We start from the raw sequence: 24329 nt of genomic DNA, 5'->3' as shown, positions 1-24329 counted from the left end.
TTATCTATTCACATCAAGAATCAGTAATGCAAATCGATCGTCCGGAAAGCGCCTCAGCCCTTTGATTGCGCCGATTGACAATGTTTTTGGCAGTGGCATGATGCGCATGAAATTTGAACTTCCTCACGGTTTTTATTCATGTCCATCTATACCCGTCCCGTCATGCTGTTGCTGTGCGGGCTGCTTCTGCTGACCCTGGCGATCGCCGTGTTAAACACGCTCGTCCCGCTTTGGCTCGCCCATGAAAATCTGCCAACCTGGCAGGTAGGTGTGGTGAGTTCTTCCTACTTTACCGGCAATCTGGTAGGGACGTTGCTGACCGGGTATTTAATAAAACACCTTGGTTTTAATCGCAGCTATTACATTGCCTCGCTTATTTTTGCCGCGGGCTGTATCGGCCTGGGGGTTATGGTGGGGTTCTGGAGCTGGATGACCTGGCGTTTTATCGCCGGTGTTGGCTGCGCCATGATTTGGGTGGTAGTGGAAAGTGCGCTGATGTGCAGCGGGACTTCGCGTAATCGCGGACGCTTGCTTGCCGCCTATATGATGATCTATTACGTGGGGACGTTTTTAGGCCAGCTACTGGTTAGTAAAGTATCAACAGAATTGATGAACGTCCTGCCGTGGGTGACGGGTACGATCCTGGCTGGTGTTTTGCCATTGCTCTTTACGCGCATTGCCAATCAGCAGGGTGATGAACAGCAGTCTACTCCTATTACCTCCATGCTGAAGCTGCGTCAGGCGCGTCTGGGCGTTAACGGCTGTATTATTTCCGGGATTGTTCTGGGGTCTTTGTATGGCCTGATGCCGCTGTATCTCAACCATCAAGGGGTGAGCAACGCCAGCATTGGTTTCTGGATGGCGGTTCTGGTTAGCGCCGGTATTCTGGGGCAATGGCCGATTGGCCGCCTGGCAGACAAGCTGGGGCGCCTGCTGGTTTTACGCGTCCAGGTCTTCGTGGTTATCGTCGGAAGTATCGCCATGCTGAATCAGGCGGCGATGGCGCCTGCGTTGTTTATGTTGGGTGCGGCAGGTTTTACCCTCTATCCGGTGGCGATGGCATGGGCCTGTGAAAAGGTTGAACATCATCAGCTGGTCGCCATGAATCAGGCATTGTTATTAAGCTATACCGTTGGCAGCCTGCTTGGTCCATCATTCACCGCAATGCTGATGCAGAATTATTCCGATAATCTGTTATTCATTATGATTGCCAGCGTATCGTTTATTTATCTGCTGATGTTGTTGCGTAGCGCCAGACATACGCCGACTCCGGTGGCTCACGTATAAAGCGCGCCAGACGGTATGCAAGGCAAAATGTTTGCATACCGTGACTCATTTTCCCATTGCGGGTATGCCGGAAGTTGCGAGGTATTCGCATGCTTTCAGCGTGCAGTGAAGTTGCGCCTGACTGGTCATACTCGTCAGCTGTTGTAAATGCTCCCCTTCATCCAGCCAGCAAACCAGTTTTTGAATCATTTCAATATGTCGGGTGCTGCTGGCAGCCGCCAGGACAATAATTAACCGCACATCTGGATGCCCTGGAAAAGGCACCGCCTCTTTCAGACACAAGAGCGACAAATGTGTCTCACTGCTTATCACTCCTTCTTCCGGACGAGCGTGCGGTAGGGCAAACTCAGGGCTTAAGATGTACCACGGACCCAGTTGTTCTGTTTCACGGATGATTGCCTGAGCGTAGGCGGACGTAATCGCGCCCAGTTCTTCCAGAGGCTGGCAAGCCAGCGTCACGGCCTCCTGCCAGGAGTGGCATTGTTCACGAAACTGACAGGCAGAAAATAGCGCAGATGTCATTGTGTTCTCCTTATTTCAGAGCAGCAGACCGCATTGCGGTCTGCCAACCCGAACTATCTGAGGGCTTCAAAGAGTGCGGTCGCCGAAATACCGTATTTCTCTTTCAACTGGCGGCTATTGCCTGATTCCGTAAACGTGTCTTGTGTCCCCAGTCGGATTAATCTCGTGGTTAATCCTTCCTCCGCCAATACTTCAGCAACCTGTCCGCCAAGCCCACCGGTGATCGTGTGATTTTCAATCGTTGCGATCTGCGGGCAACTGGCAATCAGTTGCAGAAAGCGCTGGCGGTTAAACGGTTTTAGCATGGCGACGTGAATCAGCTTGCCACGTTTTCCCTGGGCGCACAGCTGCACATAACCTGCGCTTGCTTGCTCCAGAACGGTCCCTTCATAGAGAATGGCGAAGTCATTGCCTGAGTCCTCCACGGCGGCGATATCGGTCACTCGCGGAACGGCAGATTTATCGCGCACGGGCATCGGTTCTCGGGCTACGCGAATATAGACCGGACCGGGAATGTTTACTGCCTGTTCAAATGCGGCCTCAACTTCTTCAGCGTCGGCAGGCGTTAGAATTGTGAGCCCCGGCAGTACGCGCGTCAGGGCCAGATCTTCCAGCGCATGATGCGATGCGCCGTCAGGTCCATCATCCATTCCTGGGTGGCTACCAACTAATTTAATGTTAGCTTTCGCGTAGCATGCCTGGCGCAGTTGAGTCCAGGCGGTGCCTGTCACAAACATCGCAAAGTTAACGTAGAACGGAATATTTCCTTCCAACGCCTGGCCAGTGGCAAAGCTCATTGCCGATCCTTCCGCAATACCCATTTCAAAGAAAGCGTCTGGATAGACGGCCTGGAACTGGTCAGTGCGGGTGGAGCTGGCTAAATCACTATCAATGGCGACAATGGGATAGCCCTTTTTTTTCAGGGCAATGAGTGCGTTACCAATTTCATCACGTGGGGCTTTCATCACTGCAACTCCTCCATAGCCTGCTGATATTGTTCGGTGGTTGGGGTTTTTGAATGCCAGTCACCGTTATTTTCCATATAGCTAACGCCACTGCCTTTGGTGGTATGCGCAATAATGGCGACAGGTTTTCCTTTCAGATGGCGTGAAAGCATCAGCGTGTCGGCAACCTGATGCATATCGTTACCGTTATGGAGTTCGAGTACGTGCCAGCCGAAAAGACGCACTTTGTCGGCCAGAGGTTCCAGATTCACCACCTGATTAACGGGGTCGTGGGAGGAAAAACCGTTGTAGTCGATAATCGCCACCAGGTTATCCATCTTCATATGGCCTGCCTGTTGTAGCGTTTCCCAGATTTGCCCTTCATGCATTTCGCCATCGCCAATGATGGCAAAAACGCGCTGTGATTCCCCCCGCTGTTTTTTGGCCGCCGCCATACCAAAGGCAATGGATAATCCCTGGCCCAGCAGGCCGGTTGTTGCATCGACTTCGGGCAGAGATTTGATGCTAGGGTGCCCCTGTAAACGTGAGTTAATTTGTCGAAAAGTATTAAATTCGCTGCGCTCAATTTTGCCTTTTTGATGCAGCATGGCGTACTGAGCAGCAACCGCATGACCTTTGCTCATGACCACGCGAGCGCGAGGGGCGCAGGAGAAGTCCACCTCTTGATCGTAAATCCAGGTCAGAATGTCGATGATGGACAATGCACCGCCAGGATGGCCAATGCCTGATTCATAAATCATGGTGACAATATCCCGGCGAGCAGCCAGCGCATGGGATTTTAATTCGTCAATATTCATGTTCATTCCTTATCAGGGCAACATTTTGCCAATGTAATAAACCACTAAGCCGAGGGCGACAAAATCTGTCTCCGGGAAGCTAGTACCGGACAAACCCACCGACTCCATGATGGGATAGATGAGTGCCGGGCCAATACCAATTAATATGCCAGTGACAAAGCTACCGGCGATGGCCCCTTTCCAGCCTCCTGACGCGTTACCGAAGACGGCGGCGGTAGCACCAATGAAGAAGTAGGGGATGGCGACGGGGATAATGACCGTTTGCCCAATTAATGCGAGGACCCCCATAACCACCAATCCACCCACAAAGGAAGAGATGAAACCTAAAACGGTGGCGGTTGGGGCATACGGAAAGACGACTGGGCAATCCAGTGCGGGTTTGGCGTTCGGGATAAATTTTTCAGAGATGCCCAGAAATGCCGGGACTATTTCTGACAACAGCAAGCGAACGCCGGTGATGATGATATAAAGCGATGCGGTAAACGTGAGTGACTGGAATAGCGGATAAACCAGCCAATGCATTCCACCGGCGGCGGCCGTTACCGCTTCTTCGCCTGCGGCAAGCGCCGCGATGTAATAGAAAATACTGACAGAGATGGACACGGAGACGATGTAGTCTTTAAAAATCCCCAACCATCCGGGAAGATTTAGCTTTTCTGTTGACTGCTTAGGATCACCCACTTTCGAACCGATCCATCCCGATAGCGCGTAGGCCAGAGTAACGTAATGCCCCATCGCGATTTCATCATTACCGGTAATCTTACGCATCCACGGCTGAGCGATAGCTGGATAGACACAGGCCGCAAGCCCCAGCAGTATGGAGCCGACGATAATTGTTGTTACATCGCTGTAGCCAAGCGCCTTAAGCGTAACGGTTAAGAGGGCAGACAGATACAGATTATGTTGACCCGTCAGGAAGATGTATTTGAACGGCGTTACGCGGGCAAAAAACAAGTTCCAGCCGAAACCAACGACCATGATGAGTGAAACGCACATGGCAAACTTGGTTTGTGCCAGCCCAGTTAACGCTTCGGCTAACGGCATCACACCTTTCAGACCGAATCCATCGCTGAATAAGGTCTGAAAATTACCTAAGGATGTCACCGCAATCCCTGCTCCGCCGGCAAATACCAGAAATCCGACGATGGTTTTAAAGGTACCTGAAAGCACTTTTTCGATGGGTTTACGCTGGATAAGCAAACCAATTAGCGCAATAAAGCCAACTAAAAGTGGGGTTACACCCAAAATGTCGAATACAATGAACTTTAGGAGATCCATATTTCCCCCGGAGAGGTTAGTTGTTTTGAACAACGCTGGTGAGCGCAGATTCCATTTCTTCGCTGTTCATCAGATCGGTGATACCGATTGCTCTGAACCCGGCGGCTTCTACCTCATCGGTCAGGTCGCTCATGGTGATCACGAAGTCGATGTTTTGCCAGGTTCGTAGCCCTGACAGGACATCGTGTTCAAGATCGATATCCCAGCCATGTTTATCGATGACTTTTTGGGCTTTGATTTTCAGCATTAGCGAACTGCCCATACCGGTACGACAGACGATCAGACCTTTCATTAGACGTTCTCCTGTTTGTAAAAATAATTATTTTTAATTATCATTGGTGCGATAAAAATTATTATCGCAAAGCCGGGCAAAGTATGTGACAGCATTTGCATTTTGTGCAAAAAGGCGAAAAATGAGTCAGATAGATACTAATTTATTGATTAACATAAGAAATGGGGCTTCAGAGCTGAGTCCGATCCTGGAAAAGGTAGGGCGTTTTATCACTGAAAATCCTGATTTTGTGATGCGGCATACGATAACCGAGCTGGCCGATTCTATTGATACCAGTGAGGGGAGTATCACTCGTTTTTGCCGTGCCTTTGGTTTTAAGGGGTTTTCTGATTTCAGAACGGCTCTTGCTCTGGAGCAAGGAGCTGCACGGCCGAATGATGGCGGAAGTGAGGAGACGGCGGCGGTACTGGCAAGCGTTTGTGACAGCAATGCCATCATCGACAGCAAAGAGTTGCAGGCGGTTGCGACCTGGTTAAATCAGCTCAGTAATATTGCAATTTATGCGGTAGGTACGGCGGTGCCGGTGGCGTTATTCCTGCAAATCAATCTGGTGCAGATGGGGAAAATAGCCAGTTATATCGACCGATTTTATCCGGCGGCTATCTCTCCGTTGGCGGACAGCCAAAAAACAGGGATTATCGTTATTCATACAGAACAAGTCTCTACCGATATGATGCAGTCGCTGACGCTAGCGAAGGAACAAGGCATAAAAATTCTCTCGTTAACTCGCGGATCGTTTGCTCCATTAAATCGGCTTTCTGACTGGAATTTGCAGGCGGCGGTTGCGTTACAGGGGGAAGGTGAGTCTGGTTTTGCTGAAATTGCTGGTGCGATGATGGTGGCGGATCGCATACTCAGTGCTCTGGAAGAGCAGGATGAGCGTTACGTGCAGTGTCGTAAAGCACACCAGAAACGTATTTTCTCTATTGAAAGCGTGACCAATAAACTTTCAGAATATTTTATGTCGTAGGCATCGAACGTTGGCGTCGCGCTACTCAAGCAGAGCGCTGCGACGCCGTGGTCGTCATTAGTACATCACTTTATGACCATACTGCTCAAGAATGCCTTTCACGCGCTCCATGGTCTCTTTCTTCGGTGGCTTAACACCGTCAAGTTTGTACTCTTCACCCATTGCCACCCATTTGTGTTTGCCCAGCTCATGGTATGGCAGCAGTTCGATTTTCTCTACGTTGCCCATATCGCGGGTAAACTCGCCCAGGCGGTGCGCGGAGTCGTCATCGTCAGACCAGCCAGGCACAACGACGTAGCGGATCCACACCTTGATGTCTTTATTGGACAGGTAACGTGCGAACTCAAGCGTACGATGGTTAGATACGCCCACCAGATTCTGATGGATTTCATCGTTCATCTGTTTGAGATCGAGCATCACCAGGTCAGTGACTTCCAGCAATTCATCGATCACCGGATCGTAGCGGCGAACAAAACCGTTGGTATCCAGACAGGTATGAATACCTTCTTTTTTACAGGCACGAAACCAGTCGCGTACAAATTCAGCTTGCAGGATAGCTTCGCCACCGGACGCTGTCACACCGCCACCGGAGGCGTTCATAAAGTGGCGGTAGGTCACGACCTCTTTCATTAACTCGTCGACGGTGACTTCTTTGCCGCCGTGCGTATCCCATGTGTCACGGTTATGACAATACAGGCAGCGCATCAGGCAGCCCTGGAAGAAGGTAATAAAACGGATGCCCGGGCCATCAACAGTGCCACAGGATTCAAAGGAGTGAATGCGACCAATAACTGACATTGCGGTGTTTCTCCAGGTGTGGCCCATCCGGGGCCAGTGTTAGTGCACAGTTATTAACTGTGTCGAGTCTGTTTTGGCTGCTATCCATAAGTATAGATAGCTGACAAAGCAGGCTATTAAAAAGGCCCCACTTACGTGGAGCCTTTATTGTACGCTTTTTAAAGTACGATTTCAGTCAAAACCAATTACATGGTCTGAGTGAAGGTACGAGTAATAACGTCCTGCTGCTGTTCTTTAGTCAGGGAGTTAAAACGTACTGCGTAGCCAGAAACACGGATGGTCAGCTGCGGATATTTTTCCGGATGTTCCATCGCATCCAGCAGCATTTCACGGTTCATGACGTTCACGTTCAGGTGCTGACCACCTTCGATGGACGCTTCGTGGTGGAAGTAACCATCCATCAGACCAGCCAGGTTGGTCTTACGAACTTCGTCGTCTTTACCCAGTGCGTTCGGAACGATAGAGAAGGTGTAAGAGATACCATCTTTAGCGTAAGCAAACGGCAGTTTAGCAACGGAGGTCAGAGAGGCAACAGCACCTTTCTGGTCACGACCGTGCATTGGGTTAGCACCCGGTCCGAACGGCGCGCCAGCACGACGACCATCTGGGGTGTTACCGGTTTTCTTACCATAAACCACGTTAGAGGTGATGGTCAGAACAGACTGAGTCGGGATAGCGTTACGATAAGTAGTCAGTTTCTGAATTTTCTTCATGAAACGTTCTACCAGGTCAACCGCCATGTCATCAACGCGAGAGTCGTTGTTACCAAACTGCGGGTATTCGCCTTCGATTTCGAAGTCGACAGCCAGACCGTCTTCGTCACGAATCGGTTTAACTTTCGCATATTTGATTGCAGACAGGGAGTCAGCAGCAACGGACAGACCAGCGATACCACACGCCATGGTGCGGATAACGTCACGGTCGTGCAGCGCCATCAGAGAGGCTTCGTAGCTGTACTTGTCGTGCATGTAGTGGATAACGTTCAGTGCAGTGACGTACTGTTTAGCCAGCCAGTCCATGAAGTGATCCATGCGCTCCATAACTTCGTCGAAGTTCAGAACGTCGCCTTTGATCGGTTCAGATTTAGGACCAACCTGCATTTTCAGTTTTTCATCAACGCCGCCGTTGATTGCATACAGCATGGTTTTCGCCAGGTTTGCACGCGCACCGAAGAACTGCATTTGTTTACCAACAACCATCGGGCTTACGCAGCAAGCGATAGCGTAGTCGTCGTTGTTGAAGTCCGGACGCATCAGGTCATCGTTCTCGTACTGCAGAGAAGAGGTGTCGATGGACACTTTAGCGGCGAATTTCTTGAAGTTCAGAGGCAGTTTTTCAGACCACAGAACGGTGATGTTCGGCTCCGGAGAAGGACCCATGGTGTACAGGGTATTCAGGAAGCGGAAGCTGTTTTTGGTAACCAGAGTACGGCCATCAACGCCCATACCACCGATAGATTCAGTTGCCCAAATCGGGTCACCGGAGAACAGTTCATCATATTCAGGGGTACGCAGGAAACGAACCATACGCAGTTTCATGACCAAGTGGTCAATCATTTCCTGAGCGTCTTGCTCGGTGATTTTGCCTGCTTTGATATCACGTTCGATGTAGGCATCCAGGAAGGTGGATACGCGACCGAAGGACATTGCTGCGCCGTTCTGAGATTTAACCGCGGCCAGGTAGCCGAAGTAAGTCCACTGGATAGCTTCCTGAGCGTTGGTTGCCGGACCAGAGATATCGCAGCCATATTTAGCAGCCATTTCTTTGATCTGACCCAGTGCGCGGTGCTGTTCAGCAATTTCTTCACGCAGACGGATAGTGGCTTCCAGGTTTACGCCGTTTTCCAGATCGGACTGCAGAGAGACGAACTGAGCGTATTTGTCTTTCATCAGGTAGTCGATACCGTACAGCGCAACGCGACGGTAGTCACCGATGATACGGCCACGGCCATAGGCATCTGGCAGACCAGTCAGAACACCGGATTTACGGCAGTTCAGAATGTCTTTGGTGTAAACATCGAATACGCCCTGGTTGTGGGTTTTGCGGTATTCGGTGAAGATTTTTTTCAGCATCGGGTCCAGTTCGCGATTGTACGCTTTGCAGGAACCTTCAACCATTTTGATGCCGCCAAACGGAATGATCGCACGTTTCAGCGGCGCTTCAGTCTGCAGACCAACAATTTTCTCGAGCGCTTTGTTGATGTAGCCAGCGTCGTGAGAAGTGATGGTAGAAGCAACGGAGGTGTCAAAGTCAACAGGCGCGTGAGTGCGGTTTTCCTGTTTAACGCCTTCCATCACGCTGTCCCACAGTGCAGTGGTCGCATCAGTTGCGCCAGCCAGGAAGGACTCGTCACCCTCATACGGAGTGTAGTTTTTCTGAATGAAGTCACGGACGTTTACTTCATTCTGCCAATCACCTTTGGTAAAACCTTCCCAGGCTGTGGCTAACTTTTCATTAAGCTCGGACATGTAACACCTACCTTCTTAAGTGGATTTTTTATTTACTGCGTGTAATGGGCATCATCAGATTAATGATGATCGTTACCACGCAGATAAATGACCCAGTATGTCAACCCGACCAACAAACCGCCGCCGATAATGTTGCCGATCGTAACCGGAATCAGGTTATCGGTGATGAAATTCATCACGGTCAGGTGAGAAAAATTCTCCGGAGAAGACCCAACAGCGGTCCAGAATTCCGGGGTGGCGAAATCGCGAATTACAATACCCATAGGGATCATAAACATGTTTGCGATACTGTGCTCAAAACCGCTGGCAACAAACATTGCGACCGGTAATACCATGATAAACGCTTTGTCCATCAGGCTGCGACCCGAATAGCTCATCCATACTGCCAGACACACCATCAGGTTCGCCAGGATGCCAAGACTTACCGCCTCAACAAAAGTATGGTGCACTTTGTGGTCGGCTGTTTGCAGGACGTTGAGACCCCACGCGCCGTTAGCGGTCATATACTCGCCAGAAAGCCACATGAGTAACACGAAGATCAGGGCGCCAATCAGGTTGCCGACATAAACGTTAAGCCAGTTTTTCGCCAATTGGCCCCAGGTGATGCGGCCACTGGCTTTCGCTACGACAATCAGTACGGTTGAGGTGAAGAGGTCTGCACCGCAGACAACGCAGAGAATCAGCCCCAGGGAAAAGCAGATACCACCTACTAGCTTCGCCATGCCGAAAGGCATTGTGCCGGTACCGGTTGTGGCGGTGATATAGAAAACAAAGGCAATTGAAATGAATACACCGGCAGTAATTGCCAGATAGAACGTCTTAAGCGGATGTTTCGTTGCTTTATAGACGCCTGCTTCTTCGGCAACTTTGGCCATTGCAGCAGGAAGAATAAGATCAAAAGGGTTGTCAGCTTTCACACTAACTCTCTCTTTATTAAGTCGGCGACGAGATACTAACAAAGCATTATAGATGAGAATTTGATATAGATCATATCTCGCCTGGCTTATAGGCCCGTAAGGCGCATGGTTTTTATGCGATTACGGTGTAACTTGTTGATTATCCAAATAAAAATAAATTTTAAAAATTATAAAGTGAGTTGAATTTTTTCTTTCTGTCTCCTCTGGAGCGGTTAATTAAAATGGAGTAATTGAGATAAAAAACCACATTAATAAGCTAATTTTCTTAATATCAACTACTAATATTTAACCTTGTTTTTACATTTATTTTTTGATTTGACCAAAATAAAAAACAGGGCGCATTAAGCGCCCCGTAATATAGCCCAGACAATACCTTTAGCCTACTCAGCGCAGGCTGATTGTCACTATTTTGACCAATGTGCTGCTTTCGCGCGCTGCAGTTTTTCGTAGGCTTTCAGCAGAGACTGATGCGCCGGGAAAGCCTGCAGATCGCTATCAACAGTTTGAAGCCCGTAGAACGGCGCTTCGCCACTTAATGCTGCACTTGCGGCTTCAACCGCCTCGGCACCGTACATGCGAACAAACGCGTTCAGATATTGTAGCGGCTGACGATCTTCTTCCTGAGATAGCAACAGCAGCGTTTGCAGACAGCGGTAGTAGTTGGCACGTTCAGCGCTAAAGACAGAGGCGTTGAATTCCATCGTCCATTCTGTCCAGACCAGCGCCTGCTCCAGGTCGCCGCCGGCCAGCGCCAGCATCACTTTAAGCTCGCCAATGCGCAGGGTGTACCAACCGTTATCCGCACCGGTTGCCAGACCGAGCAGCTCGCGTACGCGGGTGAAGTCGTCAAAGCCTTCTTCATCCAGTTGTTCGATCAGATTGAGATAGTCTTCTTTATCCCATTCGCTGCCCGGAAGAGAGAGGATAGTGTCACGCAGATGGGCGCCCATGGCGTTGTTGGCTAACCACAGATCTTCAGCCGGATAGATGTCAGACATTCCCGGAACAATAATGCGGCACGCGTAAACGCTCAGGTGCTCGTAGTCGGCGATATACACTTCTTTATCTTCAGCGTTGAAGATGGCCATCAGGGTGGCGAACTCTTCTTCCGTGGTGCCGGAGAAATTCCAGTCAACGAACGGATAGTCAGCATCCTGCTTGAACAGATCCCAGGAGATCAGGCCGCTGGAGTCGATGAAGTGGGTTTCAAGGTTAGTGTGTTCAGCCACTTCTTCGTCGTCAAAGGTTGGTGGGGTGAAGACATCAAGATCTTTCAGACCACGGCCCTGCAGCAGTTCAGTGACGGTACGCTCCAGCGCAACGCCGAAATCCGGGTGCGCACCGAAGGAGGCAAAGCAGGTACCATTGGCCGGGTTGAACAGGACAACGCAAATCACCGGATACTTGCCGCCCAGCGAGCCATCGTAGGCGAAAATTGGGAAACCTTCCGCTTCCAGTTTGGCGATGGACTCCACCACTGCCGGATAGCGCGCCATGACTTCGGCCGGGATTTCCGGCAGGCTGATGCTTTCCGCAATAATACGGTTCTTCACATGACGCTCAAAGACTTCAGACAGGCCCTGAACGCGCGCTTCGTTTCGGGTGTTACCCGCAGACATGCCGTTAGAAACGTACAGGTTGCCAATAATGTTCATCGGAATATAGACGGTCTGGTTATCCGACTGACGGGTAAACGGTAGGCCGCAGACCCCACGTTCTTCATTACCGGATTGCAGATCGATAAGCATGCTGCCAGTCAGTTCGTTGTCTGGATCGTAAAACGCACGCAGACGAGCATCCAGTAGACCTTCTGGTACGTCGTCTTCTTCAGTCAACGGGAACCATTTTTCGTTCGGATAATGCACGAATGGACCGTTGGCGATGGTTTCACCCAGCCAGAAATCCGCAAAGAAATAGTTAGTCGACAGACGCTCAAAATATTCGCCCAGCGCGGAAGCCAGCGCCGCTTTTTTCGTCGCGCCTTTACCGTTGGTGAAGCACAGCGCGCATTCTTTGTCGCGAATATGTACAGACCAGACGTTAGGGACGGGATTCAACCACGAGGCTTCTTCAATTTGAAAACCAAGGTCGAGCAATTTTTGCTGGAAGCGAGCGATGGAGTCTTCCAGAGCGGCATCTTTGCCGGGGATAAATGTTTGCGTCATGAAAATCACTTTTGTCGTACGGAAAGCGCGCAATGATACGGGTTTTAAATGAATGGCGCTATCGTCGCCGGAGTTCAGACGTAAATAAAAGTATTAGCTATGCTTTCCTACAGCCAACCACGTTTAGAGCATAATAATGAAAGCTTTCGATTTACACCGAATGGTACTGGATAAGGTGCCCATGGATTTTCTGGGAGAAGTTGCTCTGCGCAGCTTCTATACCTTTATATTGGTTTTTCTGTTTTTAAAAATCACCGGACGTCGCGGCGTACGCCAGATGTCGCTTTTTGAAGTGCTGATTATCCTTACGCTGGGATCCGCGGCGGGAGACGTGGCATTTTATGATGATGTCCCGATGCTGCCGGTGCTGGTGGTCTTTATTACGCTTGCCGTGCTGTATCGGCTGGTTATGTGGCTGATGGCGCATAGCGAGAAAATGGAGGATTTGCTGGAGGGCAAGCCCGTTGTGATCATTGAGGACGGCGAGCTGGCATGGTCGAAGCTCAATAGCGCCAATATGACGGAATTCGAATTCTTTATGGAATTGCGTTTGAACGGCGTGGAGCAATTGGGACAGGTGAGACTGGCCATCCTGGAGACTAATGGGCAAATCAGCGTCTATTTCTTTGCCGATGAAGACGTAAAGCCGGGGCTCAGTATTTTGCCTAAACGCTGTACACAGCGATTTAAAGTGATACCTGAAGCTGGGGACTATGCCTGTATACGGTGTAGTGAAGTGGTGCAAATGAACGCCGGAGATCATCAATTATGTCCACGCTGTGCAAATCCAGAATGGTCGAAGGCCAGTCGGGCAAAACGGGTCACCTGACAGCGAAAATCTCGGTTTTTACCCGTCAATCCGATAGATTCTGTTGTGTGACCAATGACACATTTTTACCCTGGCCAGTTTTACCCATTGCGGCGCGTGTCACTGAATGATAAAACCGATATCCACAGGAATAACTTATACCAATGTCTGTCACCGGATTATCGCCAATGACAGGATGTTGATTGGACAACAACACAACGTGGTGAGGGGAAATGGCTCAGGTCTTCAATTTTAGTTCAGGTCCGGCAATGTTACCGGCAGAAGTACTTAAACTGGCTCAACAGGATCTTCGCGACTGGAACGGTCTTGGCACGTCGGTGATGGAAATTAGCCACCGTGGCAAAGAATTCATCCAGGTCGCAGAGGAAGCGGAGCAGGATTTTCGCGACCTTCTCAGCATCCCCTCCAACTATAAAGTGTTGTTCTGCCATGGCGGTGGGCGCGGGCAGTTTGCGGGTATCCCGTTAAATATTCTGGGTGACAAAACCACGGCGGATTACGTTGATGCCGGTTATTGGGCCGCCAGCGCAATTAAAGAAGCGAAAAAATACTGTACGCCGAACGTTATCGACGCCAAAGTCACCGTTGACGGACTGCGTGCTGTTAAGCCAATGAGCGAATGGCAGCTTTCTGACAACGCGGCGTATTTGCACTATTGCCCGAATGAAACCATTGATGGCATTGCGATCGATGAAACGCCGAATTTTGCCAGCAATGTAGTGGTTACGGCGGATCTGTCCTCTACCATTCTTTCCGCACCTCTTGACGTGAGCCGTTATGGCGTAATTTATGCCGGGGCGCAGAAAAACATCGGCCCGGCCGGGCTGACCATTGTCATCGTACGTGAAGATTTGCTGGGTAAGGCTCATGTGTCATGCCCGTCAATCCTCGACTATACCGTGCTGAATGACAACGACTCCATGTTCAACACGCCGCCAACCTTTGCCTGGTATCTGTCTGGCCTGGTCTTTAAATGGCTGAAAGAGCAGGGCGGTGTTAACGCGATGGATAAAATTAACCAGCAAAAAGCGGAACTGCTGTACGGCGTAATCGATAACAGCGATTTCTACCGTAACGACGTGGCAAAATCGAACCGTTCACGCATGAACGTACCGTTCCAGCTTGCTGACAGCGCCCTGGATAAACTCTTCCTGGAAGAGTCTTTCGCTGCGGGTCTGCACGCGTTGAAAGGGCACCGTGTGGTCGGTGGTATGCGCGCGTCCATCTACAATGCAATGCCGCTAGAAGGTGTAAAAGCGCTGACCGATTTCATGGTCGATTTCGAGCGCCGCCGCGGTTAATCTGCTGTATTTTCATCCCCACAGCCAGTCTGTGGGGTTTTTATGTCTGTTTTTGAGAGTCGAGTTTCATGGAATCCCTGACGTTACAACCCATTGCGCGGGTGGATGGCACCATCAATCTGCCTGGATCCAAAAGTGTTTCTAACCGCGCTTTGCTGCTGGCTGCATTAGCAAATGGCACCACTGTCCTGACTAATCTGCTGGACAGCGATGATGTCCGCCATATGCTTAATGCTCTGAATGCGTTAGGAATTAGCTATACCCTTTCTGCCGACCGTACGCGTTGCGAGATTATCGGCAATGGCGGCGCGCTGCATGCCGAAGGCGCAGTGGAACTGTTCCTTGGCAATGCCGGAACCGCAATGCGCCCGCTGGCCGCTGCGCTGTGTCTGGGCAGCAATGACATCGTGTTGACGGGCGAGCCGCGCATGAAAGAGCGCCCGATTGGCCATCTGGTTGATGCGTTACGCCAGGGCGGAGCCAACATTGAATACCTGGAGCAGGAAAACTATCCGCCTTTACGTCTGCGCGGTGGCTTTACCGGAGGACAGGTTGAGGTAGACGGCAGCGTATCCAGCCAGTTCCTGACTGCGCTGCTGATGACTGCGCCACTGGCGCCGCAGGATACGACGATCGCCATTAAAGGCGAGCTGGTATCTAAACCTTACATTGATATCACACTGAACCTGATGAAAACGTTTGGTGTTGAAATTGAGAATCAGAACTACCAGCGCTTTGTTGTGCAGGGTCAGCAGCAGTATCAGTCACCGGGTGCATATCTGGTTGAAGGCGATGCTTCTTCCGCTTCCTATTTTCTCGCAGCGGGAGCCATTAAAGGCGGTACGGTAAAAGTCACCGGGATTGGCCGCAACAGTATGCAGGGTGATATCCGCTTCGCTGATGTGCTGGAAAAAATGGGCGCGACCATTACCTGGGGCGATGACTTTATTGCCTGTACTCACGGTGAGTTGAACGCGGTAGACATGGATATGAACCATATTCCCGATGCGGCGATGACCATCGCCACGGCAGCGCTGTTCGCTAAAGGCACCACGACTTTACGTAACATCTACAACTGGCGTGTCAAAGAGACCGACCGCCTGTTCGCGATGGCGACCGAGTTGCGTAAAGTGGGCGCGATCGTTGAAGAGGGCGAAGACTATATTCGCGTTACACCACCGGCGACGTTACAGTTTGCGGAGATCGCGACCTACAACGATCACCGCATGGCGATGTGTTTCTCGCTGGTGGCGTTGTCTGACACGCCGGTGACCATTCTGGACCCTAAATGTACCGCCAAAACTTTCCCGGATTATTTCGAACAGCTGGCGCGTATTAGTACACCTGCCTGATCCTCACATCTGACGCTCGCGCTCAGCATATTCGTGAGCGCATCGCTGCAGATAAACAGTAAATCAGTGTCATCTTCCGGGCTGGTTTCTCGCCAGCCCGCTATAATTGCGCAATTCTTCCTCACATCGTTACAGACTAATCGGGTTTTTACACTCTGTGTTAACGATTATTAGCGTTGGCGCGTATAATGCGCGGCGTTCACGTTAACGTATGCCCGTTTAAGGAGAAAAAGATGACGGCAATTGCCCCGGTTATTACCATTGATGGCCCAAGTGGTGCAGGAAAAGGCACCTTGTGCAAGGCAATGGCGGAAGCATTGCAATGGCATCTGTTAGATTCAGGCGCGATCTACCGCGTACTGGCGCTCGCAGCGTTGCATCACCATGTTGATGTCACATCTGAAGATGCTCTGGTACCGCTTGCCTCACACCTGGATGTGCGTTTTATCTCAACGGACGGCAACCTGGAAGTCATTCTGGAAGGTGAAGATGTCAGCGGCGAAATCCGCACCCAGGAAGTAGCGAATGCCGCATCTCAGGTCGCTGCGTTTCCTCGCGTACGCGAAGCGCTGTTACGTCGTCAACGCGCGTTTCGTGAAGCGCCCGGCCTGATTGCCGACGGACGAGACATGGGGACCGTGGTGTTCCCGGATGCACCAGTGAAAATTTTCCTGGACGCCTCCTCGCAAGAACGTGCGCATAGACGTATGCTACAGTTGCAGGAAAAGGGCTTTAGTGTTAACTTTGAACGCCTTTTGGCCGAGATCGAAGAACGCGATTTCCGCGATCGTAACCGTGCTGTAGCGCCGCTGGTTCCCGCTGCTGATGCTTTAGTTTTGGATTCAACCCGATTAAGCATTGAGCAAGTGATTGAAAAAGCGTTACAATACGCGCGCCAAAAACTGGCACTCGCTTAAGTGCGACCGAATTTGCAGTACCCCCGTTGCAATGGATTGACAGCGGGTATGTTAAACAACCCCATCCGGCATGGAGCCAGGTGGACGTTAAATATGAAACCTGAAGATTAAACATGACTGAATCTTTTGCTCAACTGTTTGAAGAATCCTTAAAAGAAATCGAAACCCGTCCGGGTTCCATCGTTCGTGGTGTTGTTGTTGCTATCGACAAAGACGTAGTACTGGTTGACGCTGGTCTGAAATCTGAGTCCGCCATTCCGGCTGAGCAGTTCAAAAACGCCCAAGGCGAGTTGGAAATCCAGGTTGGTGACGAAGTTGACGTTGCTCTGGATGCAGTAGAAGACGGCTTCGGTGAAACCCTGCTGTCCCGTGAAAAAGCTAAACGTCACGAAGCTTGGATCACGCTGGAAAAAGCTTACGAAGAAGCTGCAACCGTTACTGGTGTTATCAATGGCAAAGTCAAGGGTGGCTTCACTGTTGAGCTGAATGGTATTCGCGCGTTCCTGCCGGGTTCCCTGGTAGACGTTCGACCGGTCCGCGACACGCTGCACCTGGAAGGCAAAGAGCTTGAATTCAAAGTAATCAAGCTGGATCAGAAGCGTAACAACGTTGTTGTTTCCCGTCGTGCCGTTATCGAATCCGAAAACAGCGCAGAACGCGATCAGCTGCTGGAAAACCTGCAGGAAGGCATGGAAGTTAAAGGTATCGTTAAGAACCTCACTGACTACGGTGCATTCGTTGATCTGGGTGGCGTTGACGGCCTGCTGCACATCACCGACATGGCATGGAAACGCGTTAAGCATCCGAGCGAAATCGTAAACGTTGGCGACGAAATCACTGTTAAAGTGCTGAAGTTCGACCGCGAGCGTACTCGTGTATCTCTGGGCCTGAAACAGCTGGGCGAAGATCCATGGGTAGCTATCGCTAAGCGTTATCCGGAAGGTACCAAACTGACTGGTCGCGTGACCAACCTGACCGACTACGGCTGCTTCGTTGAAATCGAAGAAGGCGTTGAAGGCCTGGTTCACGTTTCCGAAATGGATTGGACCAACAAAAACATCCACCCGTCCAAAGTTGTTAACGTTGGCGATGTAGTGGAAGTTATGGTTCTGGATATCGACGAAGAACGTCGTCGTATCTCCCTGGGTCTGAAGCAGTGCAAAAACAACCCATGGCAGCAGTTCGCGGAAACCCACAACAAGGGCGACCGTGTTGAAGGTAAAATCAAGTCTATCACTGACTTCGGTATCTTCATCGGCCTGGACGGCGGTATCGACGGCCTGGTTCACCTGTCTGACATCTCCTGGAACGTTGCAGGTGAAGAAGCAGTTCGTGAATACAAAAAAGGCGACGAAATCGCAGCTGTTGTTCTGCAGGTTGACGCAGAGCGTGAGCGTATCTCTCTGGGCGTTAAACAGCTCGCAGAAGATCCGTTCAACAACTGGGTTGCACTGAACAAGAAAGGCGCAATCGTAAACGGTAAAGTCACTGCTGTTGATGCTAAAGGCGCAACCGTAGAACTGGCTGACGGCGTTGAAGGTTACCTGCGCGCTTCTGAAGCTTCCCGCGACCGCGTTGAAGATGCAACTCTGGTTCTGAGCGTAGGCGACGACGTTGAAGCTAAATTCACCGGCGTTGATCGTAAGAACCGCGCAATCAGCCTGTCTGTTCGTGCTAAAGACGAAGCTGATGAGAAAGATGCAATCGCAACTGTTAACAAACAGGAAGATGCTAACTTCTCTAACAACGCAATGGCTGAAGCTTTCAAAGCAGCTAAAGGCGAGTAATATCGAGTGCTCCTAAATCCTTTGTGCTGTTAACAGCACAAAGGGTGACGAGTAGCTTGACAGATTACAGGATTCGTCCTGTAATCAATGACAAAGGGCGGCTAAGGCCGCCCTTAATCAATGCAGCAGCTAATTATGCCTTTAAGGAACCGGAGGAATCATGACCAAGTCAGAATTGATTGAAAGACTTGCAACCCAGCAACCTCATATTCCCGCGAAAGCGGTTGAAGATGCAGTTAAAGAGATGCTGGAACATATGGCCTCGACTCTTGCGCAGGGCGAGCGTATTGAAATCCGCGGTTTCGGCAGTTTCTCTTTGCATTACCGCGCACCGCGCACCGGACGTAATCCGAAGACCGGCGATAAAGTGGACCTGGAAGGAAAATACGTTCCGCACTTTAAACCAGGTAAAGAACTGCGCGATCGCGCCAATATTTACGGTTAAGTTTTTAGCGAGACTTAACGCCGAGAAAAGCACCCGCATGGGTGCTTTTTTCATTTCTGCCAGCCCATCCTGGAATCCCCATCCCAGTTAATTTGCACGTTACAAGCGCCGCTAAATGTTAGCGGAATGCATACCGTATAACGCTAAATTTGCACCAGACAACCGTCGAACATTACTGCACACTTCCTGCTACAGGGAGGTGACTGATGAAAATAACAACGGTTAGTACGAGTGCATTATTCGGCATTCTCCCGCTTATGCTATTACCTGCGTTACCTGACATGCTGTGCATCGGCGTTATATTTGGTCTGGCAATTCTGCTCTGTCTTATTTCTCACAGCCCTGTACGTTTCGCCGGATTAACCCTGCTATTTTTTCTTTGGGGAGTTCTTGCTGCGAAAGATGCGCTGTGGGCCGGTAATACGCTGCCTGCAAAAAGCCAGCAGGCCATCGTGCGGATAACCGGAACCGATAATATGACAACGCACTACGGCCAGATCACGCATCTGCAGGGGAAGCGGGTATTTCCTGCTATCGGAATTACTCTGTATGGGCAGTACCTACCCGGCAACGTTTGTGCGGGCCAGACATGGGCGATGACGTTGAAGGTTCGTGCCATACACGGTCAATTGAACGAGGGCGGGTTTGATAGCCAGCGTTACGCATTGGCTCAGCACCAACTGCTGACGGGAAGATTTTTGCAGGCTTCGGTTATCGCACAACAATGCAGTTTGCGTTCGCGGTATCTCTCCTCGTTGAAAAGCGCGCTCGCTGACTATCCCTGGCAGCAAGTTATACTGGGCCTGGGAATGGGGGAGCGCTTGTCCGTGTCACAAACGGTGAAAACCATTATGCGTGATACCGGTACGGCCCATTTGATGGCTATCTCCGGGCTGCATATTGCATTTGCCGCACTTCTGGCAGCAGGATTAATTCGCGCGGGGCAATTTTTTATGCCAACCCGATGGATTTGCTGGCAGGTTCCGTTAGTTGGCGGGATCGTCTGCGCAACATTCTATGCCTGGTTAACGGGGCTACAGCCCCCGGCATTACGTACGGTTGTTGCGCTTCTGGTCTGGGGAGGGCTAAAACTCAGCGGCAGGCAGTGGAGTGGATGGTCGGTGTGGATCTGCTGTCTGGCAGCCATTCTGGTGGTGGATCCTGTCGCCGTTCTTTCACAAAGTCTGTGGTTGTCTGCTTTTGCCGTTGCGGCGCTGCTGTTCTGGTATCAATGGGTTCCGATGCCGGATTGGCCGCTGTCGCGCATTGGACGCCAATTTCTGGCGCTTGCTCATTTGCAATTGGGAATTACGCTCCTGCTTCTGCCTGTGCAAATCGCGATGTTTCACGGTTTTAGCCTGACCTCATTTCTGGCGAATTTGTTTGCTGTACCGCTGGTTACGTTTATTTCCGTACCATTGATATTAGCAGGCATGATCGTCCATTTAACCGGGCTGGCGATGGTTGAGTCGAACCTATGGTATTTAGCGGATCGCTCCCTCGCGCTATTATTTTGGGGGCTCAGGAGCCTGCCTGAAGGGTGGATCAATATTGATGCACGTTGGCAATGGCTTGCATTTGTACCCGGACTCCTGCTCATCGCATATCGGCTGAACGCGTGGCGAACTATACCGGTAGTTTGCGTCACTGTGCTCCTTTTACTGAGCGCCCCGTTCTGGCGAACGCTACGTACTGATGTCTGGCAAGTGCATATGCTGGACGTCGGGCAGGGGCTGGCGATGGTCATTGCGCGCAATGGGAAAGCGATTCTTTACGATACCGGTCTGGCATGGCCTGAAGGCGATAGCGCGCAACAGCTGATTATTCCATGGCTACGCTGGCACAACCTGGAGCCAGAAGGCGTTATTTTAAGCCATGAGCATATGGATCACCGGGGCGGGTTGCGTTCGCTGCAGCAAGCCTGGCCGTCGCTATGGATAAGAAGCCCATTAGGTTGGGAAGGGCATCTCCCGTGTTTACGCGGGGAGCGCTGGCAATGGCAAGGGTTAACCTTTAGTGCGCATTGGCCCGTGCGTGGAAATAAAGATCTGGGGAATAACCACTCCTGCGTGGTTAAGGTCGATGACGGGCATCAGAGTATTCTGCTGACCGGAGATATTGAGTCTCCCGCTGAACAAAAAATGCTAAGTCACTACTGGCAGCATCTGCAGTCTACGGTGATACAGGTTCCACATCATGGTAGCAATACCTCATCATCGCAGGCGCTGATTCAGCGGGTCGGCGGGCAGGCCGCGCTAGCCTCCGCATCCCGTTACAATGCCTGGCGTCTCCCGTCCAGGAAAGTGAAGCAACGTTATCGGCAACAAAATTATCAATGGCTGGATACACCACACCAGGGGCAGATTACGCTGGATTTTTATCAAAAAAACTGGCGAATAAACAGCTTGCGGGATCAGATTTTACCTCGTTGGTATCATCAGTGGTTTGGCGTGTCGGAGGATAACGGGTAGAATATGCGGCTATTCTAACAAATGCTGGTTTTTTGAATGCATAACGATAAAGATCTCTCTACGTGGCAGACGTTTCGCCGACTATGGCCAACCATAGCGCCTTTTAAATCGGGTCTGATCGTGGCGGGTATAGCGTTAATCCTGAACGCGGCCAGCGATACCTTCATGCTATCGCTCCTTAAGCCATTACTGGATGATGGTTTTGGTAAAACGGATCGCTCGGTGCTGCTGTGGATGCCGCTGGTGGTCATTGGACTAATGGTTCTTCGCGGATTCACCAGCTATGTCTCCAGCTACTGCATCTCATGGGTATCAGGCAAAGTGGTCATGACCATGCGTCGCCGCCTGTTTGGCCATATGATGGGCATGCCGGTCTCCTTTTTTGATAAACAGTCTACAGGTACGCTGTTGTCACGTATTACCTATGATTCAGAGCAGGTCGCATCATCGTCCTCCGGCGCGCTGATCACCGTGGTACGTGAAGGGGCTTCAATTATTGGCCTGTTTATCATGATGTTCTATTACAGCTGGCAGCTGTCATTGATCCTGATTGTACTGGCGCCAATTGTTTCAGTGGCGATTCGTATAGTTTCCAAGCGTTTTCGTAGCATCAGTAAAAATATGCAAAACACCATGGGTCAGGTTACGACCAGTGCGGAGCAGATGCTGAAAGGCCACAAAGAAGTTCTGATTTTTGGTGGTCAGGAAGTCGAAACTAAGCGCTTTGATAAAGTCAGCAATAAGATGCGTTTGCAGGGCATGAAGATGGTTTCCGCCTCTTCTATCTCCGATCCTATCATCCAGCTGATTGCGTCTCTGGCTCTGGCCTTCGTGTTGTATGCAGCCAGCTTCCCAAGCGTAATGGAAAACCTGACTGCAGGGACAATTACGGTTGTCTTCTCGTCAATGATCGCGCTGATGCGTCCGTTGAAATCGCTGACCAACGTCAACGCGCAGTTCCAGCGCGGTATGGCGGCCTGCCAGACCTTATTTACGATTCTGGATAGCGAGCAGGAAAAAGATGAAGGTACACGCGAAATCGAACGCGCTACCGGCAATCTCGAATTCCGCAACGTGACATTCACCTATCCGGGACGTGAAGTACCTGCGCTGCGCAACATCAACCTGAGTATCCCAGCGGGGAAAACCGTTGCCCTGGTTGGCCGTTCGGGTTCCGGGAAATCCACTATCGCCAGCTTGATCACGCGCTTCTATGATATTGATGAAGGGCAGATTCTGATGGACGGACACGATCTACGTGAATATACCCTGGCATCCCTGCGCGATCAGGTCGCGTTGGTTTCGCAGAATGTGCACCTGTTTAACGATACGGTTGCCAACAACATCGCCTACGCGCGTACCGATTTGTACAGCCGTGAGCAGATCGAAAAAGCGGCGAAAATGGCTTACGCCATGGATTTCATCAATAAGATGGACAATGGCCTGGATACGGTGATTGGCGAAAACGGCGTCCTGCTATCTGGTGGTCAGCGCCAGCGTATCGCTATTGCCCGCGCCTTGTTGCGTGACAGTCCGATTCTGATCCTTGATGAAGCAACGTCGGCACTCGATACCGAGTCTGAACGCGCAATTCAGGCTGCTCTGGATGAGCTTCAGAAAAACCGTACTTCCCTGGTGATTGCTCACCGCCTTTCTACCATTGAACAGGCGGATGAAATCATCGTGGTGGAAGACGGTATTATTGTTGAGCGCGGAACCCATAGCGAGCTGATTGAGCAGCGTGGGGTGTATGCACAATTACACAAAATGCAATTCGGTCAATGATCGCTCGAATCTGGTCTGGTGAGTCGCCGCTGTGGCGACTGTTACTCCCGCTCTCCTGGCTGTATGGCCTGGTGAGCGGGGGGATCCGCTTATGTTACAAGCTTGGGATTAAACGCGCGTGGCGTGCACCAGTCCCGGTTGTGGTGGTCGGAAACCTGACCGCGGGTGGCAATGGCAAAACACCGGTGGTGATTTGGCTGGTTGAACAACTGCGTCAACGTGGGATTCGCGTGGGCGTGGTGTCGCGTGGTTATGGCGGGAAAGCGGCTGCTTACCCGCTGTTACTGACCGCAGATACCACTACGGCAGAAGCGGGTGATGAACCTGTGCTGATCGCCCAACGTACCGGCGTGCCCGTAGCGGTATCCCCGGTAAGATCGGATGCGGTCAAAGCCATTTTGGCCCAACACGATGTGCAGATTATCGTGACGGACGATGGGCTACAGCACTACCGTCTGGCGCGAGATGTTGAAATCGTGGTTATTGACGGAGAACGTCGGTTTGGCAATGGCTGGTGGCTTCCCGCGGGTCCCATGCGGGAACGCGCAGGCCGGCTTAAATCGGTGGATGCGACTATCGTTAACGGTGGCGTTGCGCAGCCAGGGGAAATCCCTATGCGACTTGAACCGGGGCTGGCCGTTAATTTACGTACGGGTGAACGCCGCGATGTGTCGCAGCTGTCCAATATTGTCGCCATGGCGGGCATTGGCCATCCACCGCGTTTTTTTGCCACGCTGGAAGCATGCGGTGCCAGCGTGCAAAAAAGTATTGCGCTGGCAGACCATCAGTCTCTGACCTACAGTGACGTCAGTGCGTTTGCAGACGCCGGGCAAACGCTGGTGATGACGGAAAAAGATGCGGTTAAGTGCCGTGCATTTGCCGATGAAAACTGGTGGTATTTACCTGTTAATGCTCATTTGTCAGGCGATCGGCCTGATATGTTGCTGGATAGCTTAATCTCGCTGACTCGCTAACTGATTCAC

General features: G+C 51.0%; 20 protein-coding genes. 11 read left to right on the top strand and 9 right to left on the bottom strand.

What is annotated here, in order from left to right; genetic code table 11:
• Positions 1-138: 138 nt before the first annotated feature.
• Entirely contained in the window at positions 139-1287 is a 1149-nt protein-coding gene (locus GFC06_RS19750; RefSeq protein WP_016152434.1) for an MFS transporter, read from the top strand.
• Between the two features lie 45 nt (positions 1288-1332).
• Here the strand turns inward: GFC06_RS19750 and GFC06_RS19745 are convergent, their stop codons facing one another.
• Genes GFC06_RS19745 through GFC06_RS19725 form a run of 5 tightly spaced genes read right to left on the bottom strand, consistent with a single transcriptional unit; the run spans position 1333 to position 5141 of the window.
• Positions 1333-1809 (bottom strand): PTS sugar transporter subunit IIA, encoded by a 477-nt coding sequence (locus tag GFC06_RS19745; protein ID WP_016152435.1) that lies wholly within the window; start codon positions 1807-1809, stop codon positions 1333-1335.
• A 53-nt stretch (positions 1810-1862) separates the two neighbouring features.
• On the bottom strand, positions 1863-2774 hold the full coding sequence (locus GFC06_RS19740) for a transketolase family protein (protein ID WP_047501183.1): 912 nt from the start codon (positions 2772-2774) through the stop codon (positions 1863-1865).
• Complete coding sequence (locus tag GFC06_RS19735; protein ID WP_016156111.1) at positions 2774-3571, bottom strand: transketolase; 798 nt, start codon at positions 3569-3571, stop codon at positions 2774-2776. Before GFC06_RS19735 ends, GFC06_RS19740 begins: the two co-directional genes overlap by 1 nt.
• A gap of 12 nt (positions 3572-3583) precedes the next feature.
• On the bottom strand, positions 3584-4849 hold the full coding sequence (locus GFC06_RS19730; RefSeq protein WP_046274698.1) for a PTS ascorbate transporter subunit IIC: 1266 nt from the start codon (positions 4847-4849) through the stop codon (positions 3584-3586).
• A gap of 16 nt (positions 4850-4865) precedes the next feature.
• On the bottom strand, positions 4866-5141 hold the full coding sequence (locus tag GFC06_RS19725) for a PTS sugar transporter subunit IIB (protein ID WP_016152439.1): 276 nt from the start codon (positions 5139-5141) through the stop codon (positions 4866-4868).
• 121 nt (positions 5142-5262) lie between these two features.
• Between GFC06_RS19725 and GFC06_RS19720 the strand changes: the two genes are divergently transcribed.
• On the top strand, positions 5263-6111 hold the full coding sequence (locus GFC06_RS19720) for a MurR/RpiR family transcriptional regulator (protein ID WP_016156113.1): 849 nt from the start codon (positions 5263-5265) through the stop codon (positions 6109-6111).
• A 57-nt stretch (positions 6112-6168) separates the two neighbouring features.
• Here the strand turns inward: GFC06_RS19720 and pflA are convergent, their stop codons facing one another.
• From pflA to ycaO, 4 genes are all read right to left on the bottom strand, one after another.
• Positions 6169-6909 carry a pyruvate formate lyase 1-activating protein gene (gene pflA / locus GFC06_RS19715; RefSeq protein ID WP_003035751.1) on the bottom strand — a complete coding sequence of 247 codons (741 nt, stop codon included), beginning with the start codon at positions 6907-6909 and terminating at the stop codon, positions 6169-6171.
• 185 nt (positions 6910-7094) lie between these two features.
• Positions 7095-9377 (bottom strand): formate C-acetyltransferase, encoded by a 2283-nt coding sequence (pflB, locus tag GFC06_RS19710; protein ID WP_016152441.1) that lies wholly within the window; start codon positions 9375-9377, stop codon positions 7095-7097.
• 59 nt (positions 9378-9436) lie between these two features.
• A complete protein-coding gene (focA, locus tag GFC06_RS19705; protein WP_003831909.1) occupies positions 9437-10294 on the bottom strand; it encodes a formate transporter FocA in 858 nt (285 codons plus the stop codon).
• 404 nt (positions 10295-10698) lie between these two features.
• Positions 10699-12459: a 30S ribosomal protein S12 methylthiotransferase accessory factor YcaO gene (gene ycaO / locus GFC06_RS19700; protein WP_047414124.1), complete on the bottom strand. Its 1761-nt coding sequence runs from the start codon at positions 12457-12459 to the stop codon at positions 10699-10701.
• 136 nt (positions 12460-12595) lie between these two features.
• Between ycaO and GFC06_RS19695 the strand changes: the two genes are divergently transcribed.
• The 9 genes from GFC06_RS19695 (at position 12596) to lpxK (ending at position 24320) form a co-directional block, all read left to right on the top strand.
• Positions 12596-13288, top strand: a complete 693-nt coding sequence (locus tag GFC06_RS19695; RefSeq protein ID WP_153690556.1) for a DUF421 domain-containing protein — start codon at positions 12596-12598, stop codon at positions 13286-13288.
• A 212-nt stretch (positions 13289-13500) separates the two neighbouring features.
• A complete protein-coding gene (gene serC, locus GFC06_RS19690) occupies positions 13501-14589 on the top strand; it encodes a 3-phosphoserine/phosphohydroxythreonine transaminase (protein WP_016152445.1) in 1089 nt (362 codons plus the stop codon).
• Between the two features lie 68 nt (positions 14590-14657).
• Positions 14658-15941, top strand: a complete 1284-nt coding sequence (gene aroA / locus GFC06_RS19685) for a 3-phosphoshikimate 1-carboxyvinyltransferase (RefSeq protein ID WP_047359383.1) — start codon at positions 14658-14660, stop codon at positions 15939-15941.
• A 233-nt stretch (positions 15942-16174) separates the two neighbouring features.
• The gene (gene cmk, locus GFC06_RS19680; RefSeq protein WP_016152447.1) at positions 16175-16858 is read left to right on the top strand and encodes a (d)CMP kinase; all 684 of its coding nucleotides are present in this window, start codon (positions 16175-16177) and stop codon (positions 16856-16858) included.
• A gap of 113 nt (positions 16859-16971) precedes the next feature.
• The gene (rpsA, locus tag GFC06_RS19675) at positions 16972-18645 is read left to right on the top strand and encodes a 30S ribosomal protein S1 (protein WP_003035776.1); all 1674 of its coding nucleotides are present in this window, start codon (positions 16972-16974) and stop codon (positions 18643-18645) included.
• A 160-nt stretch (positions 18646-18805) separates the two neighbouring features.
• Positions 18806-19090, top strand: coding sequence for an integration host factor subunit beta (gene ihfB, locus GFC06_RS19670; RefSeq protein ID WP_003035780.1), 285 nt, complete (start codon positions 18806-18808; stop codon positions 19088-19090).
• A gap of 206 nt (positions 19091-19296) precedes the next feature.
• Positions 19297-21561 (top strand): ComEC family protein, encoded by a 2265-nt coding sequence (locus GFC06_RS19665; RefSeq protein WP_153690555.1) that lies wholly within the window; start codon positions 19297-19299, stop codon positions 21559-21561.
• Between the two features lie 36 nt (positions 21562-21597).
• Positions 21598-23346 carry a lipid A ABC transporter ATP-binding protein/permease MsbA gene (msbA, locus tag GFC06_RS19660; RefSeq protein WP_047501171.1) on the top strand — a complete coding sequence of 583 codons (1749 nt, stop codon included), beginning with the start codon at positions 21598-21600 and terminating at the stop codon, positions 23344-23346.
• Positions 23343-24320 (top strand): tetraacyldisaccharide 4'-kinase, encoded by a 978-nt coding sequence (lpxK, locus tag GFC06_RS19655; RefSeq protein ID WP_047501169.1) that lies wholly within the window; start codon positions 23343-23345, stop codon positions 24318-24320. The genes msbA and lpxK overlap by 4 nt, the downstream gene beginning before the upstream one ends.
• The last annotated feature ends 9 nt before the right edge of the window (positions 24321-24329 follow it).

The organism is Citrobacter braakii (genome assembly GCF_009648935.1).
Classification (GTDB): domain Bacteria; phylum Pseudomonadota; class Gammaproteobacteria; order Enterobacterales; family Enterobacteriaceae; genus Citrobacter; species Citrobacter braakii.
This window is presented reverse-complemented; position numbering and strand designations above follow the sequence as displayed.

Bases quoted from the DNA above. Each gene is read 5' to 3' on its own strand.
- GFC06_RS19750 (WP_016152434.1), top strand. From the start codon at position 139: ATGTCCATCTATACCCGTCCCGTCATGCTGTTGCTGTGCGGGCTGCTT.
- GFC06_RS19745 (WP_016152435.1), bottom strand. From the start codon at position 1,809: ATGACATCTGCGCTATTTTCTGCCTGTCAGTTTCGTGAACAATGCCAC.
- GFC06_RS19740 (WP_047501183.1), bottom strand. From the start codon at position 2,774: ATGAAAGCCCCACGTGATGAAATTGGTAACGCACTCATTGCCCTGAAA.
- GFC06_RS19735 (WP_016156111.1), bottom strand. From the start codon at position 3,571: ATGAATATTGACGAATTAAAATCCCATGCGCTGGCTGCTCGCCGGGAT.
- GFC06_RS19730 (WP_046274698.1), bottom strand. From the start codon at position 4,849: ATGGATCTCCTAAAGTTCATTGTATTCGACATTTTGGGTGTAACCCCA.
- GFC06_RS19725 (WP_016152439.1), bottom strand. From the start codon at position 5,141: ATGAAAGGTCTGATCGTCTGTCGTACCGGTATGGGCAGTTCGCTAATG.
- GFC06_RS19720 (WP_016156113.1), top strand. From the start codon at position 5,263: ATGAGTCAGATAGATACTAATTTATTGATTAACATAAGAAATGGGGCT.
- pflA (WP_003035751.1), bottom strand. From the start codon at position 6,909: ATGTCAGTTATTGGTCGCATTCACTCCTTTGAATCCTGTGGCACTGTT.
- pflB (WP_016152441.1), bottom strand. From the start codon at position 9,377: ATGTCCGAGCTTAATGAAAAGTTAGCCACAGCCTGGGAAGGTTTTACC.
- ycaO (WP_047414124.1), bottom strand. From the start codon at position 12,459: ATGACGCAAACATTTATCCCCGGCAAAGATGCCGCTCTGGAAGACTCC.
- GFC06_RS19695 (WP_153690556.1), top strand. From the start codon at position 12,596: ATGAAAGCTTTCGATTTACACCGAATGGTACTGGATAAGGTGCCCATG.
- serC (WP_016152445.1), top strand. From the start codon at position 13,501: ATGGCTCAGGTCTTCAATTTTAGTTCAGGTCCGGCAATGTTACCGGCA.
- aroA (WP_047359383.1), top strand. From the start codon at position 14,658: ATGGAATCCCTGACGTTACAACCCATTGCGCGGGTGGATGGCACCATC.
- cmk (WP_016152447.1), top strand. From the start codon at position 16,175: ATGACGGCAATTGCCCCGGTTATTACCATTGATGGCCCAAGTGGTGCA.
- rpsA (WP_003035776.1), top strand. From the start codon at position 16,972: ATGACTGAATCTTTTGCTCAACTGTTTGAAGAATCCTTAAAAGAAATC.
- ihfB (WP_003035780.1), top strand. From the start codon at position 18,806: ATGACCAAGTCAGAATTGATTGAAAGACTTGCAACCCAGCAACCTCAT.
- GFC06_RS19665 (WP_153690555.1), top strand. From the start codon at position 19,297: ATGAAAATAACAACGGTTAGTACGAGTGCATTATTCGGCATTCTCCCG.
- msbA (WP_047501171.1), top strand. From the start codon at position 21,598: ATGCATAACGATAAAGATCTCTCTACGTGGCAGACGTTTCGCCGACTA.
- lpxK (WP_047501169.1), top strand. From the start codon at position 23,343: ATGATCGCTCGAATCTGGTCTGGTGAGTCGCCGCTGTGGCGACTGTTA.